The organism is Bradyrhizobium sp. WCU1, from assembly GCF_053474805.1.
Genome location: NZ_CM130280.1, coordinates 6014075 through 6029103, shown reverse-complemented (window position 1 = coordinate 6029103; position 15029 = coordinate 6014075). Strand labels below are relative to the sequence as shown.

The 15029-nt window shown below is 66.1% G+C and carries 12 protein-coding genes; 5 read left to right on the top strand and 7 right to left on the bottom strand.

Features of this window, described 5'->3' with window-relative positions:
* Window positions 1-8 precede the first annotated feature (8 nt).
* The gene (locus tag ACTUWL_RS28095) at window positions 9-1019 is read left to right on the top strand and encodes a 3-isopropylmalate/(R)-2-methylmalate dehydratase large subunit (protein ID WP_021080540.1); all 1011 of its coding nucleotides are present in this window, start codon (window positions 9-11) and stop codon (window positions 1017-1019) included.
* A gap of 4 nt (window positions 1020-1023) precedes the next feature.
* Here ACTUWL_RS28095 and ACTUWL_RS28090 read toward each other — a convergent pair whose 3' ends face one another.
* The 6 genes from ACTUWL_RS28090 to rfaD all read right to left on the bottom strand — a co-directional run bounded on the left by ACTUWL_RS28090 (window position 1024) and on the right by rfaD (window position 8999).
* On the bottom strand, window positions 1024-1965 hold the full coding sequence (locus ACTUWL_RS28090; RefSeq protein ID WP_021080539.1) for an NAD-dependent epimerase/dehydratase family protein: 942 nt from the start codon (window positions 1963-1965) through the stop codon (window positions 1024-1026).
* On the bottom strand, window positions 1962-3176 hold the full coding sequence (locus tag ACTUWL_RS28085; RefSeq protein ID WP_021080538.1) for a glycosyltransferase family 4 protein: 1215 nt from the start codon (window positions 3174-3176) through the stop codon (window positions 1962-1964). The genes ACTUWL_RS28090 and ACTUWL_RS28085 overlap by 4 nt, the downstream gene beginning before the upstream one ends.
* Window positions 3177-3224: 48 nt before the next feature.
* Window positions 3225-5138: an SDR family NAD(P)-dependent oxidoreductase gene (locus tag ACTUWL_RS28080; RefSeq protein WP_448212494.1), complete on the bottom strand. Its 1914-nt coding sequence runs from the start codon at window positions 5136-5138 to the stop codon at window positions 3225-3227.
* Between the two features lie 100 nt (window positions 5139-5238).
* Entirely contained in the window at window positions 5239-6519 is a 1281-nt protein-coding gene (locus tag ACTUWL_RS28075; RefSeq protein ID WP_021080536.1) for an O-antigen ligase family protein, read from the bottom strand.
* 8 nt (window positions 6520-6527) lie between these two features.
* Window positions 6528-8000, bottom strand: a complete 1473-nt coding sequence (gene rfaE1 / locus ACTUWL_RS28070; RefSeq protein ID WP_021080535.1) for a D-glycero-beta-D-manno-heptose-7-phosphate kinase — start codon at window positions 7998-8000, stop codon at window positions 6528-6530.
* A gap of 18 nt (window positions 8001-8018) precedes the next feature.
* Complete coding sequence (gene rfaD / locus ACTUWL_RS28065) at window positions 8019-8999, bottom strand: ADP-glyceromanno-heptose 6-epimerase (protein WP_021080534.1); 981 nt, start codon at window positions 8997-8999, stop codon at window positions 8019-8021.
* 136 nt (window positions 9000-9135) lie between these two features.
* On the opposite strand from rfaD, the gene waaF reads away from it, so the two are divergent.
* Entirely contained in the window at window positions 9136-10200 is a 1065-nt protein-coding gene (gene waaF, locus ACTUWL_RS28060) for a lipopolysaccharide heptosyltransferase II (protein ID WP_106940357.1), read from the top strand.
* Here waaF and ACTUWL_RS28055 read toward each other — a convergent pair.
* Window positions 10182-11228, bottom strand: coding sequence for a glycosyltransferase family 4 protein (locus ACTUWL_RS28055; protein ID WP_021080532.1), 1047 nt, complete (start codon window positions 11226-11228; stop codon window positions 10182-10184). The genes waaF and ACTUWL_RS28055 overlap by 19 nt on opposite strands.
* 131 nt (window positions 11229-11359) lie before the next feature.
* Here ACTUWL_RS28055 and galE point away from each other — a divergent pair, with 131 nt between their 5' ends.
* The 3 genes from galE to ACTUWL_RS28040 all read left to right on the top strand — a co-directional run bounded on the left by galE (window position 11360) and on the right by ACTUWL_RS28040 (window position 15021).
* Window positions 11360-12373: a UDP-glucose 4-epimerase GalE gene (gene galE / locus ACTUWL_RS28050; protein ID WP_021080531.1), complete on the top strand. Its 1014-nt coding sequence runs from the start codon at window positions 11360-11362 to the stop codon at window positions 12371-12373.
* A 97-nt stretch (window positions 12374-12470) separates the two neighbouring features.
* Complete coding sequence (locus ACTUWL_RS28045) at window positions 12471-14282, top strand: ABC transporter ATP-binding protein (RefSeq protein WP_021080530.1); 1812 nt, start codon at window positions 12471-12473, stop codon at window positions 14280-14282.
* Window positions 14283-14319: 37 nt separating this feature from the next.
* On the top strand, window positions 14320-15021 hold the full coding sequence (locus ACTUWL_RS28040; protein WP_021080529.1) for a fumarylacetoacetate hydrolase family protein: 702 nt from the start codon (window positions 14320-14322) through the stop codon (window positions 15019-15021).
* Window positions 15022-15029: the final 8 nt, after the last annotated feature.

The following is a 15029-nucleotide window of genomic DNA, read 5'->3' as shown; positions in this document are numbered from 1 at the left end:
AGACCAGCATGAGCAGTTTCGAGATCCTCCTGTCGTTGATCGCAGCGGTTCTGGCTGCATCGATCTCGGCCGTCCTGATCCGGGCGACGCGGCCGGTGCTGCTGCGCGTGGCGCTGGCCAAGCCGAATGCACGCTCGTCGCACCGCATTCCAACGCCGCAAGGCGCCGGCATCGCGGTCACGGCGGCGACGCTGCTCGCGGCGGGGATCGTCATCGTGCTGGCCGGATCGCCGGACCTGGCGATTCCCTTCACGGTGTTCGCGGCCTGCCTGTTCATCGCGGTGGTGGGCTTTGCCGACGACATCCACTCCCTGCCCGTCATCCCGCGGCTGCTGCTGCAGGCCGCCGCCGTTGCCGCCGTGTTGTTTTCGGTGCCCGGCGATCTCAGGCTCGTTCCGGCCTGCCCGCTCTGGCTCGAACGCGGCCTGCTATTGATTGCCGGCCTCTGGTTCGTGAACCTCGTCAACTTCATGGACGGGCTCGACCTGATGACGGTGGCCGAGGCGGTGCCGATCACGGTGGCGGTCGCCCTGCTCGGCAGCTACGGCCATATCGGCGCGGCTCCCGCGCTGGTCGCGGCGGCGCTGTGCGGCGCACTGCTCGGCTTCGCGCCGTTCAACCGGCCGGTGGCAAAGATATTCCTCGGCGATGTCGGCAGCCTGCCGATCGGCCTGCTGCTCGGCTGGTGCCTGCTCGAGCTCGCGCTGCATCAGCAATTCGCCGCCGCGCTGCTGTTGCCGCTGTACTATCTGACCGACGCGACGGTCACGCTGTTTCGCCGCATGGCGCGGCGCGAGCCATTCTGGGCCGCGCACCGCTCGCACTTCTATCAGCGCGCGACCGACAACGGCTTCACGGTGTGGCGCGTCGTCGGCGAAGTCCTTGCGCTCAACGTGGTGCTGGCGCTGCTCGCTTTCGCCTCGGTCCTGCTCAATTCGCTGGTTGCTGACCTCGCCCTGCTGCTGGCCGGCGCAGTCGCCGTCGCCTGGCAGCTGCGCCGGTTCTCGCACGCATTCTGATCGCTCAGATATCGATTCGGCTGAGCGCGCGCCTCAGCCCCTCGTCCAGGCTGATCGGCTGCTGCCATCCTGTGCTCGCGATCTTGGACAGATCAAGTTCAAGCGAGGCAAACAGGCTGTCATAGGCCTCCTTGCGGCCGCCCACCGTCAGCGACATCTTCAAGAGCGGCGGCGGCAGCCAGAACAGGCGCGGCGAGGTTTCAGCCGCGCGGGCCAGCCGTTCGACGAACTCCCGCGTCGAGACTTGCTCGCGGTCGGCCACCAGGAACACATCGAAATCGCTTCCCGGTTGCGACAGGCGATGCAGGATGAACGACGCCAGGTTTTCCGCCGACAGGAACGCGCGGCGATTCTTCACATACGCCAGCGGAAGCGGCATGCGATTGAGCACCGCGCGCTTGAGCAAGGCGAAATTGCCTTTCGCACCGGCACCATAGATCAGCGGCGGCCTGATCACGGTCACCCTCATGCCGCTGCCTGGCGCGATCTCCTTGAGGCCGACTTCGGCGGCCGCCTTCGAGTTTCCGTACAGGCCGCGGGGCGTCAGGACATCGTCCTCGCGGAACGGGGGGCGCCCGTAATTGCTGCGCCCATGCACCAGGATCGTGCTGACAAAGACGAAATCCCGAACGCCCGCCGCAACCGCCGAGCGCGCCAGATGCAGCGTGCCTTCGATATTGACGTTGCGGTAAAGCTCGATCGCCTGCTCGTCGGACTGCTGGTGAACGCGCGCCGCAAGATGAACAACAGCGTCGACGCCCTCGAGCGCGGCGCGCCAATCGGTGGCGGGGCTGAGCGAGCCGATCGCCACGTCGTTTGCATCCAGCGGCAAGGTGCGCACCGCACGCCGCACCAGCCAGTCGTTCTGCGCCAGCTCGGGCACCACATGGCGACCGACAAAGCCGCTCGCACCTGTCACCAGAACCGTCCGGCGGCGATCATTCATGCTGTCCGCTCCACATCGCGATCGGATAACAGCTCCGCAACCAGCGCAGCATAGCTCGCCAGCGCCCGCTCGGGACTGAAGCTCCGCGCGGTCGCGACGGCGCGTTCGGCCATCCCTGTGTCCTGCGATCGCGACGCCAGCCTGACGGCATCGGCGAGTTGATCGGGCCGCCCCGGCGTGACGACCCAGCCGAGCCCGTTCTCGCTGACGGTCAGGGCCGCCTCGGCCTCGGGTTCGGAGACCAGGATGACCGGCCGGCCGGCCGCGAGCAGATTATAGAACCGGCTCGGGACCGATACACCGGCGACGTCCTTGCGATAGGGAATGAGCCAGGCGTCCGCGCTGGAGAGCAGCGCATCCAGCTCGCTGTCCGCGACGCGGTCGACCAGCGTGACGTTGGCCAACTGCGCTGCAGCCTGCATGTCCTTCAACCGCGCGAATCCCATGCCCCACCCCGAGAGCAGGAAATGGATATCGCGCTCCTCGCGCAACAGCCGCGCGGCCTGGAAGACGATATCCGGGTCGTGGGTGAAACCCAGATTGCCGGACAGGCCAACGACGAAGCGGGCGGCAATGGCCTTGCGAAACGGATTGTCGGGGCTGACGGGACGATTGCCAGGGGCGAGCGTGGCCCAATTCGGGATGAAGCGGATCTTGGCCGGCGTCATTCCGCCATAGCGCAGCAGCAGCTTCTCGGCGTCGCGGCCGATGACGATGACCGCGTTCAGGGCACGGAACATCAGCGCGTTGATGGCGCGCATCGCTCGCGCAACCAGCGAGGACGGCCGCAGCAGGCCGGCCATCACGAGAACGTCCGGGAACAGGTCGTGCAGGATCAGCGCCGACTTGGCCCCCTTCAACCTCGCCGCGACGGCAACCGCGTACGGAAGCGCGAAGGGAGCGGTCACCGTGAGCGCCACGTCGCCCCGCTGCAGCCGCGACAACAGCGCAAAGAACATCCGGCCGGTGAACAGCGCCTCGGCCAGTGCGCGCTTGATCAGCGCCGCCTTGCCCGGCAGCCGGTTCCTGATTTCGACGACGGCGGGCCGCCCCGGCGCCGGCGCCCTCGCCGAGCCCGGCATCCCCGAGACCACCACCACCTCCGCCTCCTGCGCGATCCGTTCGGCGATCGCGGACATGATCGCGGCGGTCGTGCTGTGGTCCGGCGGATAGTGCTGGCTGGCGACCACGACTTTTCGGGAACTGGGCATCAATGGCTTTCGAAACGGTCCTGCGTCATCGTCCGCAGGACGGCGCGGTCAGGCGGCATTCGATCCGAACTCGGGCACCGCGTCCTGAAGGACGGCACGGATGGTCACGCGGTCATCCCGCTCGATCGCATCTTCCAGCGCCGCGAGCCACTTGCGCAGCGTCGACATCGGCGGCTGGTTCGGCTTGGCGGCCATGACGCCGGCGACGCCGATCTCGAGCGTCGGCTCCTGGCTTGCGAACAGGATCTCGTTCAGCCGCTCGCCCGGACGGATGCCACTGAACACGATCTCGACGTCGATACCTGGTTGCAGGCCCGACAGACGGATCATCCGCTCGGCGAGATCGACGATCTTCACCGGCTGCCCCATGTTCAGCACATAGACCGAGACGTCAGGCCGCGCCGGGGTCATTGCGTGCGTCGCGGCGGTGATCACGAGATCACAGGCCTCGCGGATCGTCATGAAATAGCGGACCATGTCCGGATGGGTCACCGTGATCGGTCCGCCGGCCTCGATCTGCGCCTTGAATTTCGGGACCACGGATCCGTTGGACGCCAGCACGTTGCCGAACCGCACCGAGATCAGCCGCATGTGCGACTTGCCCTTGGCCTCGGTCATCAGGTCGTGATCCATCGCCTGACAATACATCTCGGCGAACCGCTTGGTCAGCCCGAGCATCGACACCGGCTCGATCGCCTTGTCGGTCGAGATCATCACCATCGCGCTCGCGCCCGCGGCGCGCGCCGCGTCTGCGACGTTGACAGACCCGAAGATGTTGGTCTTGACCCCCTCGCTCCAGTCGCGTTCGAGGATCGGCACATGCTTGAGCGCCGCGGCGTGGAACACGATGTCGGGCTTGAACTCGCTCATCAGGCGCGTGATGCGCTCACGATCCCTGATGTCGGCGATCCGGCCCTCGATCTCGGGACCGGCGTCGCGCGCGGACAGCGCCTCGGTAACCGCATAGAGCGCCGGCTCCGAATTCTCGACGACCAGGAGGCGCGCCGCGCCGAAGGTCGCGACCCGATCGCAGATCTCCGCACCGATCGAGCCGCCGCCGCCGGTCACGATCACGGACTTGCCCTTCACCAGCGTCTCGAGCCGGGCATAGTCGATCTTCTGGCTCGGGCGCAGCAGCAGGTCTTCGACCGCGACATTGGTCAGTCGCGGCGCATCGCCGCCCTCCAGCGACGGCAGGCGGCTGACCATCAGGCCGAGCCGCCTGGCGCGCATCAGCAGGCTCTCCGGATGCGCGTCCGGCTCGAACGCCGAGGGCGTCATGACCACGCGCTTGATCGGCCGCTGGCGGCTCTCGAAATCCCGAATCACGGCCTCGATGTCATCGACGCCGCCGACCACCGGAATGTTGCGGATCATCTGGCCGCGGTCCGCGATCGACGGCGAGAGCACGCCGACCGGCCAGAGCCGCTTGATGGCGCCGTTCTCGATGCCGCGCAGCACGACCTCCGCGTCGGCCGTGCGTCCGACCAGCAGCGCCGGCGCGGCATTGTCGGACCGGGCATGAAGTCGCGTGCGCGAATAGCGGAAATAGCGATAGCCCAGGCGCAGCGCGCTCAGCGCGAACACCTCAAGGAAGAAGAACAGGATGATCGTGACCCGGCCAAGGAACACCGGACTGAGCGAAGCCGCTTCGGTGAAAAAGTAGACATAGTCCAGCACGACCAGCGCCAGCGTCAGCACCGCGGCCACCCGCAGGATGTTCACCGCGTCCGACAGCGAGGTGAAGCGCCATTTCGCCGTGGTCAGATTAGAAAAATAGCTGACCACGATGCTGAACAGCACGAACCAGGGCAGGATGCGCAGCAAATGCGGCAGTCGATCGGTGAGGAGGCTGCCCTCGAAACGCAGATAGAAGCTCGTCAGCAACGCAAACGTCGTCGCCAGCGCGTCATGTGCCAGGATCAGGAAGTTGCGCAGGGTGAATTGTGAAAGACGCGTCATCTAATGGACGGGGTGCCGGCAACTGGGAGTTCGCTACGAGACATTGGCAGGCTGATAGCGTATCTGCGGAGCCCATGCCAGCGATCATGGACAGCAGCGATCATGAACGGATTGGAGGCTCGGGTTCCAAATCGGTCCCCGATCGCCCTTTCAACGCCATGCCGCCCGCAACTCCGACGCCCAGCACATACATCCAGCCTTCATGAAAGTCGAAGATGTGTGAATTAAACAACGAACTTGAAATATTCTGTACCACGACGAGAAGCCCGATCCAGTTGACGAGACCGTCGCCGCGGAACAGCAACAGGTGCACTAGCCACATCGCGTACAATATCGCCACACCCACAATGCCCCACTGCACGGCCACGTTCAACGTTTGATTGTGGGGGTTTCCGATCACCTCGCCGGACGCCTGGGCCACGCCGCCGGTCGCGACGCGCTCGAACAGGCCCCGCGTCGATCCGGTACCATGGCCGATGACCGGAGCCTCGGCAAAGAAGCCGAGCGACTTTCGCCAGAATTCGAGCCGCAGGCCGAGCGAGGTCGGCTCGTTGCGCTCCATGTAGAGCTTGTAGTCACGCTGGAATGACTCGGCCGTCCGTCGCAATGGCGACGATCCATACCACGCGACCACGGACAACGCGGCGGCCGCGCAAAGGATCAGGACGATGCTGCGCCAGCGCAGATGCAGCAGCGCAAAAACCGCGAACATAATCGGAACCGTCACGATCGCTGTCCGTGACACCACCACCAACGCCATGTTGGCGAACAGGCTGAGCGCAATCACGATCAGCAGGATGGCCGGCCAGATGCGTTTGTCCCGCAACAGCATCACGATCGGATAGGCCAGCGCGACCGCGCACAGCGTAAATTCCTGGCTCTGGTCGATGTAGTTCTTGACGAATACACCCTGCTCGCCCGGCACGGGCGCCCGGAGCGCGAGGTGCGGATAGGCCAGCACGAGCCACGACATCAGCATCAAGAGCGTGCAGGACACGAGGAAAGCCACGAACACCCATATCCCGCGGGTCGAACGTTGGAAATGATAGAGCAGGACCGGAAGCACCAGGAGCTTTGCGGTCGGCCCGACCGCGTATAGTCGCGCGCCCCAGGCGGCGTCCGACCACAGCGTGCCGACGAGCGCGAGGCAGAACAGCGCGATCGGCGCCACGCAGATCGGCCGCTTCAGCAGCGTCCAGAACGCCCGGAGCTCGACGGTCGGCGCAATCGCGATCAGCAGCACCACGCCGAAGATACCGACCAGCGAGGTCGACCACGGCAGCGACAGTGCGATCAGGACCGCGACGACATCGGTCGTGGTGTGCCAGCGCGCCGGATCGCGCCAGGCCGGACACGCCGCGGTCGGTGCCGAGGATGCCATGCTCGCGCTCACGCCTTGCCCTCGCGGGCCCGGGCAACCAGCGACGTCGTGCTGTGACCCTGCAGGATCTCGACCAGCACCACCTCGCCGCCGGCGGCCTCGACGATCTCGTGACCGACCACCTGCTCGCGGGTGTAGTCGCCGCCCTTGACCAGCACGCTCGGCCGCACCTTGGTGATCAGGTTGATCGGCGTGTCCTCCTCGAAGATCGCGACGAGGTCGACGGCTTCCAGCGCCGCCAGCACCTCGGCCCGGGCGCGCTCGTTCTGCACCGGACGGCCCTCCCCCTTCAGCCGCTTCACCGAGGCATCGCTGTTCAAGCCGACGATCAAGCGGTCACAGGCGCCGCGCGCGGCGGTCAGCACCTTGACGTGGCCGGGATGCAGGATGTCGAAGCAGCCATTGGTGAAGCCGATGCGCAGATCCTGCCGGCGCCATTCCTCGAGATAGGCATCGATATCGCCGCCGGCCGGGACGATCTTCTCCTCGGCTGCCAGCGACGCATGCGGCAGAATCCTTCGCCGCAATTCGGCCGACCTGACGATCGCGGTGCCGGTCTTGCCGACCGCAACCGCCGCCGCGGCGCTTGCGATCCGCAGCGCGCCTTCCCAGTCGGCACCGCCGGCGAGCGCCAGCGCCAGAGCCGCCGCAACGGTATCGCCGGCCCCGGAGACATCGCGCACCTTGACCGGCAGCGCGGGCACGTGGATCGATCCGCCCTCGCGCGTCACCAGCGTCATGCCGCGCTCGCCTTGGGTCACCAGCATCGCCTCGCAGTCGGCGAGATAGATCGCATCGGGCGCCGCCTGCGCGATGCTGTCCTGGCTATCGGCGCGGCTGCGGGTTGCCTCGGCGAATTCCTTGCGGTTCGGCGTCAATACGGTCGCGCCGCGATAGATCGCAAGATTGGCGCTCTTGGGATCGACGATCACCCGCTTGTGCGCCTGCCGCGCGGCGTCGATCACGTTGCGGATCACGCGCGCGGTGAGCACGCCCTTGGCATAGTCGGACAGCAGCACGATGTCGGCGCGCGCCAGCTGCGGCAGGATCGTATCGATCAGCTGCTGCTCGATGGCGGGCGCGGCCGGCGCGGCGAGCTCCCAATCGGAGCGCAGCATATGGGTCGAGAACTGCTCGGAGACGAAGCGCACCTTGCGCGTGGTCGGTCGCGCGGCGTCGCGCACCAGCACGGTCTCGATGCTGGCCTCTTTCGCCAGCGCCTCCGAGAGCACCGTGCCGGCGGCATCCTCGCCGATCAGGCCGACGAAAATGCAGCGCCCGCCGAGCGAGGCGATGTTGCGCGCGACGTTGCCGGCGCCGCCGATATTGGTCTCGCTGCGCCTGACCGCGATCACCGGCGCCGGCGCCTCCGGCGAGATCCGCGACACCTCGCCATAGACGAACTCGTCGAGCATGAGGTCACCGACGCAGAGCACGGTCTGGCCGGACATTGCACGCGAGATCGCTTCAAAATCGAACATCAGTCACCGTCATCCGCTCTAGCGATAGCGATCCGCGCGATCGAGGAAGCCGTTCACATAGGCCCCGACCGCGTCTTCCAGGCGGGTGAAGCCGCCATTGTATCCGGCGCGTGCGAGACGATCGACGACGCTTTCGGTGAAGTATTGGTAACTGCCGCGAATCTGCTCGGGCATGTCGACATATTCGATGTTCGGCTCGCGACCGAGCGCGCCGTAGGCCGAGACGATCAGGTCCCTGAAGCTGCGCGCCTTGCCGGTGCCGACATTGAACAGCCCGGAGACCTGCGGCGTCGCGATCAACCAGATGATCACCCGCACGACATCGTCGACATAGATGAAGTCGCGGCGCTGGTCGCCGTCGGCGATGCCCTCGCGATGCGACTTGAACAGCTGCACGACGCGGCCCGCTTTGATGTCGTCGAAGCGGCGCGCCAGCACACTCATCATCGGGCCCTTGTGATATTCATTCGGGCCGAACACGTTGAAGAATTTGAGCCCGGCCCATTGCGGCGGCAGCGGCTTGCCCTTCGCCGCGCGCTCCGCGACCGCAAGGTCAAACAGCTGCTTGCTCCAGCCGTACAGGTTCATCGGCCGCAGCCGCTTCAGCGCCTCGACCGATGCGTCGTCGTCAAACCCCTGCTCGCCGTCGCCGTAGGTCGCGGCGGACGAGGCATAGATGAACGGGGTTGCATTCGCGGTGCACCAGTCGAGCAACCGCATCGAGAGACGGAAATTAGTCTCGATCACCAGATCGCCGTCGGTCGCGGTGGTCTCCGAAATGGCGCCAAGGTGGATGACGGCGGTCAGCCGCCGCCCCTTCAGCCAGTCGCCGATCTCGGCCGGGGGAACGACATCGGCCAGCTGACGCTTGGCCAAGTTCCGCCACTTGCCGTCCTGTCCAAGGATATCGCAGACCGCAACATCGCTGCGGCCTGCGTCATTCAACGCGGCCACGACGTTCGATCCGATAAAACCGGCGCCCCCGGTTACCAGAAACATGATGAAATCCCGCCAGATTCCTTTGCAGCCGCCAGCTTTGCCCCACTCCCGCGCCACAGGCAACGACGGCTTTACCTCTTATCGCGAACCGGTTACCGACTTGCCCGCGCTCGGTCCGGCCTTGGCCCTTTTAGAAATGAATATTGATTCAATATCTGATATCGAAACTCAGGACACCGAGGATACCAGACCTATCCTCGTCGTGCCCTATGTTTGGATCGGCGATTTCGTGCGCGGCCAGACCGTGGTCCGGGTGTTGCGGAAGCGGTGGCCGAATCGGCCGGTCGACCTCCTGACGTCCAGCCTTTGCGCCCCTTTGGTCGATTATATGCCGGGGGTGCGGTCCGCGATCGTGTTCGACCTGCCGCGCAGCCGTTTGGCGCTGGCCCGGCAGCGGGAGCTGGCGGCCGAGTTCCGGAAGCGGAACTACGCCACCGCGCTGGTGCTGCCGCGGACCTGGAAGTCGGCCATCGCGCCGGCCCTGGCAGGCATCCCCGAGCGGATCGGCTTCTTCGGCGAAGCGCGGTTCGGCCTGATCAACGCGATGCGGTGGGGTGAAAAGAAGCAGCCGCGCTTCATCGACAAGAACGCCGTACTGGCATTGCCCGACGGCGCGGCCCGTCCCCCGGAATGGCCGGTGCCGCAGCTTCGGGTTCCGGCCGACGAGGTCAACCGGTGGCGGCAGGCCAACGGCCTCGGTACCGGTCCGGCCATCGCATTGGGCCCCGGCTCGGTCGGCGCCTCGAAGCGCTGGACCTATTATCCGGAAGCCGCGCGGCTGTTCGCCGAGCGCGGTTTCGACGTCTGGGTGGTCGGCGGGCCCGGCGAGAAGGCGCTGGCGCAGGAGATTGTGGCAGCCGGCGGCCCACGGATCCGCGATCTCACCGGCACCGATCTGCGCAACGGCGCGCTGGCGATGGCTGCGGCCAGTGTCGCGATCGCCAACGATTCCGGGCTGATGCACATCGCGGCCGCGATCGGCACCCCGACCATGGGCATCTTCGGCCCGACCGATCCCTACCTCTGGGCGCCCCTCAATCCCCTCGCCGCGACGGTGCGACAGACCAGGAGCAAGCTGCCGTGCCAGCCGTGCCAGCGCACGGTCTGCACCATGAACGACCACCGCTGCATGCGCGACATCGCGGCCGAGGAGGTCGTGGAGATCGCACAGCGCGTGCTGGCTCAGATCAACGCGCGATAGACCTTGGCGATCGCGCCGGCTTCCGCATCGAGGCTGAACTTATCCACAACTCGTTGGCGCGCCCGCCCGCCCATCGCCGCAGCCGCAGCCGGATCGCGCATCAAAGGCTCGAGCGTCGCCGCCAGCGCGTCGGCATCCCCGGGCGGCGTCAGCACGCCGGTAACGCCGTCCTCAACCACGAACTCGGCCGCGCCCGCGCGCGCCGCCACCAGCGCCGCGCCGGCCGACATCGCCTCGATCAAGGTCAGGCCAAAGCCCTCGTTGCGGGAGGTGAAGGCGTAGATCGTCAGCCGCTGATACCAGCGCACGACATCCTCGATCGGCAATTCGCCGGTGATGATGATGCGCGATTGCAGCCCGGCGGCCTCGATCTTGCGCTTCAATTCGCCCGCGAAGGCCAGTTGCTCCGGCACCACGGCGCCGACGATGATTGCGGTGAAATCAGGATAGCGTGGCAGCAGGCGGCACATCGCCTCGACGAACACGTCGCTGCCCTTCTGCGCGCGCACCCGACCGAAGCAGCCGATCGCGTAGCGGCCCGGCAATCCGCTCTCGGCAAACGCGGCCGCACGATCGGCCGGCGGCGCATAACGGTCGGTGTCGACGCCGTGCATCACCACCGTGGCCTCGCGCGTCAGGTAGGAGGCCGACAGCGGGCTGGTCGCGATGATCGCGTCCATGTTGCGGATCAGCCAGCGCGTCAACCAGGTGTGATGACGCTGCGCGGCCGAGGTGAACAGCAGTTTCAACGGCCAGCCGAGCGCGCGCAGCGCGAGCCCCGCAATCATCTCGTCGTTGCGCCGCGCGTGCCAGATCAGTGGCCGCGCGCGCCGCCACAGCCGCATCAGATCGACAAATCCCATCGCATCGATGCCGTCGGGGCGATGCGAGCCGAGCCAGCCTGCGCGAAACATCTTTGCAAGCTTCGGTGCAACCATGCGGTTGGTCGCAGTGACACCGGAATAACGCCGGTGCAGATTGGGCACGATGAGCTCGAGCTCGCCGGCAGCTGTGTTCTCGATCGGCACGCAAGTCTCCGTTTCGCGCCAGTTCCTATACGCAACATTAAGCATAGTGGCCAGTTCGGCCGCGGCGAAACCCCCTCTTCACCGCACTCCCGCTAGCATCGCCCGTTAAAGATATCGGGAGAGCTCTAGACATGACCGTGCTCGTGACCGGCGGTGCCGGCTATATCGGAAGTCACATGGTCCATGCGCTGGTCGATGCCGGCGAGAGCGTCGTCGTGGTCGACAATCTCTCCACCGGCTTCTCTGCGTTCCTGCCCGAAGTCGTGCCGCTGTTCATCGGCGATGCCGGCGACGAGAACCTCGTCGAGGGCGTGATCGCACAGCACGGCATCGACAGCATCATCCATTTCGCCGGCTCGGTGGTGGTGCCGGACTCAATGCGCGATCCGCTCGGTTACTACCGCAACAACACCATGACGACGCGCAGCCTGCTCAACGCCGCGGTGAGGGGCGGCGTTAGCCGCTTCATCTTCTCTTCGACAGCCGCGGTGTACGGCAATCCGGACCAGGTGCCGGTGCCGGAAATTGCGCCGACGCGTCCGTTGTCGCCCTACGGCTCGTCGAAGCTGATGACCGAGATCATGCTGCACGATGTCGCATCGGCCCATGGTATGAGCTACGTCGTGCTGCGCTACTTCAACGTCGCCGGTGCCGACCCGAAGGGCCGCGTCGGGCTATCCACCATCGGCGCCACCCACCTGCTCAAGATCGCGGTCGAGGCCGCGACCGGCCAGCGCGCCAAGATCGACGTGTTCGGCACCGACTATCCGACCCAGGACGGCAGCTGCGTGCGCGACTTCATCCATGTCAGCGACCTGGTCGAGGCGCACCGCTCGGCGCTGGCCTATCTGCGCAGCGGCGGGCAATCGGTGACGATGAATTGCGGTTACGGCCGCGGCTATTCCGTGCTCGAGACCATCGAGGCGGTGCGCCGGGTCTCGATGCGCAATTTCGCGGTCGCCTACGCCGCGCGCCGGCCCGGCGACATCATGACCATGGTGGCCGACACCACCAGGATCCGTTCAGCCCTCGACTGGACCCCGCGCTACGATGATCTCGAGACCATCGCGAGCCATGCGCTGGCCTGGGAGGAGAAGCTGTTCCGGGAACGCGGCGGCTCCGCCCGGCAGGCAGAATCGGCCTAAAAATCAAGCCGTTATTGTGCTTGAAAAAGCCCCGCCAAGCGGGCAAGGAGGTCCGCAACCCTGACGGCCGGCGCTGCCCGCCGTCAATGGAAAGCGGATGGCTCAGTTTCCAAAGAAAATTACCGACGATCCCTATGGCGCGGCGATCCTGATCCGCCGCCTGATCATGGAACAAGGGATTACCTACTGGCGGCGCTATCTGATGGCGTTCGGCCTGATGGCGATCGCGGCCGGCTCGACCGCCGGCGCCACCTATGTCCTCGGCCAGGTGATCAACCAGGCCTATGTCGACAAGAACATCCCCGGCATCGCCATGTTCGCCGGGATCACGGTGGTGCTGCTGTTCATCAAGGGTGTGGCGACCTACGGCCACATGGTGATCCTGAACAAGATCTCGAACGCCATTCTCGCCAGCAATCAGCGGCAATTATTCGCCAAGCTGATGAGCGAGAGCATCGGCTTCTTCTCGCAGCGGCACTCGTCGGAGTTCCTGGCGCGGCTCACCGCCGGCGCCAAGTCGATCACCGACGTGCTCAACATGCTGGTGAATGCGATCGGCCGCGACTTCCTGATGCTGATCAGCATGCTCGCCGTGATGGTGTGGCAGGATCCGCTGATGTCGTTCATCGGGCTCGTGGCGGTGCCGCCGGCGATGCTGATGCTGCGCAAGCTGGTGAAGCGGATCAAGGGGCTCGCCTACAACCAGTTCACCGGCACCGCCGACATCATGGAGACGATGCAGGAATCGCTGCAGGGGATCCGCACCGTGAAGGCGTTCACGCTGGAAGACGCCATGCAGCAGCGGATCGACGAGCACATCGCGACCGTCGAGAACAACGCCAACAAGATGGCGCGCGTCGCCAACCGCTCCAACCCGCTGATGGAGATGCTCGGCGGCTTTGCCGTCGCCGGCTGCCTGATGTATGGCGGCTACAGCGTGGTGGCGCTCGGCTCGACGCCGGGCCAGTTCTTCACGTTCCTGACCGCCTTCCTGATGGCGACCGAGCCGGCGAAGCGGCTGGCGCGGCTCAACATCGACCTCAACAGCCAGCTGGTCGGCGCGCGGATGCTGCTCGAGGTGGTCGACAGCCCGGCCAGCGAGCAGGCCGACGACGACAAGCCGGCGCTGAAACTCTCCGACGCGCGGATCGAGCTGCGCGACGTCAACTTCGCCTATCGGCCCGGCGAGCCGGTGCTGAACCGCATGAGCTTCACAGCCGAGCCCGGCAAGGTCACCGCGCTGGTCGGCCCCTCCGGCGGCGGCAAATCGACGGTGCTCGCCTTGCTGCTGCGCTTCTTCGAGACGCGCGAGGGCGACATCCTGATCGACGGACAGTCGATCCTGTCGGTCTCACGCAGATCGCTGCGCCAGCAGACCGCCTATGTCGGCCAGGACGTCTATCTGTTCCGCGACACCATCCGCGCCAACATCGCTTTCGGCAAGGGCGGCGCCACCGAGGCCGAGATCATCGACGCGGCCACGGCCGCCTGCGCGCATGACTTCATCATGAGCTTCCCGCTCGGTTACGACACGCCGGTCGGCGAGCACGGCGCCCAGCTGTCCGGCGGCCAGCGCCAGCGCATCGCGGTCGCCCGCGCGCTGATCAAGAACGCGCCGATCATCCTGCTCGACGAGGCCACCGCCGCACTCGACTCGGAGTCCGAGAAGCAGGTGCAGGAGGCGATCGAGCATCTCTGCCAGGGCCGCACCACGATCGTGATCGCGCACCGCCTGCACACCATCATGCATGCGGATGCGATCCTGGTGGTCGAGGGTGGCGAGATCGTCGAGCGCGGGCGTCACGAGGAACTGCTGCGCCGTGGCGGCCGCTACGCCTCGTTCTTCCGCTTGCAGCACCACCACGACCCGTCGCCGCTGGCACTGGCGCCGATCAGCGCCACCGGCTAGACCAGTCGAACTTCACCTCAAGAGCAGCGAGACCCACATGAACGCCGCCTCCACCGTCATCCCGCTTCCCCCGCAGCCCTCGCTTCCCGTCGTCGGCGAGACCGGCGTCTATCCGGTTCGCCGCATCTGGTGCGTCGGCCGCAACTATCTCGAGCATATCAGGGAGATGGGCAATGACGAGCGTGCGCCGCCGTTCTTCTTCGGCAAGCATGCCGACATGCTGGTGCCTGACGGCGCGACGATCCCCTACCCGCCGCTGACCAAGGACCTGCATCATGAGGTCGAGCTGGTGGTGGCGATGAAGAGCGGCGGGCTGAACATTCCCGCCGACAAGGCGCTCGAGCATGTCTACGGCTATGCCGTCGGCATCGACCTGACCCGCCGCGACCTGCAGATCGCCTCGCGCAAGAAGGAGCGGCCCTGGGAGGTCGGCAAGTCGTTCGACTATTCGGCGCCCTGCTCCGCGATCCAGCCGGCTTCCAAGATCGGACATCCGACCGCGGGCAAGATCTGGCTCACCGTCAACGGCAAGGAAGCCCAGAAGGGCGACCTCACCGAACTGATCTGGAACGTGCCGGAGATCATCTGGCAGCTCTCGCAGCAGGTGAAGCTCGCCGCCGGCGACATCATCATGACCGGTACGCCCGCCGGGGTCTCGCAGCTGCAGGTCGGCGACAAGCTCGAATGCGGCGTCGACGGCGTCGGCACGCTCGCCGTGACGATCGGCAAGCCGGAATAACCAGCCTC

Coding starts and splice junctions, on each gene's coding strand:
- ACTUWL_RS28095 (WP_021080540.1), top strand. CDS start 9: ATGAGCAGTTTCGAGATCCTCCTGTCGTTGATCGCAGCGGTTCTGGCT.
- rfaD (WP_021080534.1), bottom strand. CDS start 8,999: ATGTTTCTGGTAACCGGGGGCGCCGGTTTTATCGGATCGAACGTCGTG.
- ACTUWL_RS28080 (WP_448212494.1), bottom strand. CDS start 5,138: ATGACGCGTCTTTCACAATTCACCCTGCGCAACTTCCTGATCCTGGCA.
- ACTUWL_RS28040 (WP_021080529.1), top strand. CDS start 14,320: ATGAACGCCGCCTCCACCGTCATCCCGCTTCCCCCGCAGCCCTCGCTT.
- ACTUWL_RS28075 (WP_021080536.1), bottom strand. CDS start 6,519: ATGGCATCCTCGGCACCGACCGCGGCGTGTCCGGCCTGGCGCGATCCG.
- ACTUWL_RS28090 (WP_021080539.1), bottom strand. CDS start 1,965: ATGAATGATCGCCGCCGGACGGTTCTGGTGACAGGTGCGAGCGGCTTT.
- waaF (WP_106940357.1), top strand. CDS start 9,136: ATGAATATTGATTCAATATCTGATATCGAAACTCAGGACACCGAGGAT.
- galE (WP_021080531.1), top strand. CDS start 11,360: ATGACCGTGCTCGTGACCGGCGGTGCCGGCTATATCGGAAGTCACATG.
- ACTUWL_RS28045 (WP_021080530.1), top strand. CDS start 12,471: ATGGCTCAGTTTCCAAAGAAAATTACCGACGATCCCTATGGCGCGGCG.
- ACTUWL_RS28085 (WP_021080538.1), bottom strand. CDS start 3,176: ATGCCCAGTTCCCGAAAAGTCGTGGTCGCCAGCCAGCACTATCCGCCG.
- rfaE1 (WP_021080535.1), bottom strand. CDS start 8,000: ATGTTCGATTTTGAAGCGATCTCGCGTGCAATGTCCGGCCAGACCGTG.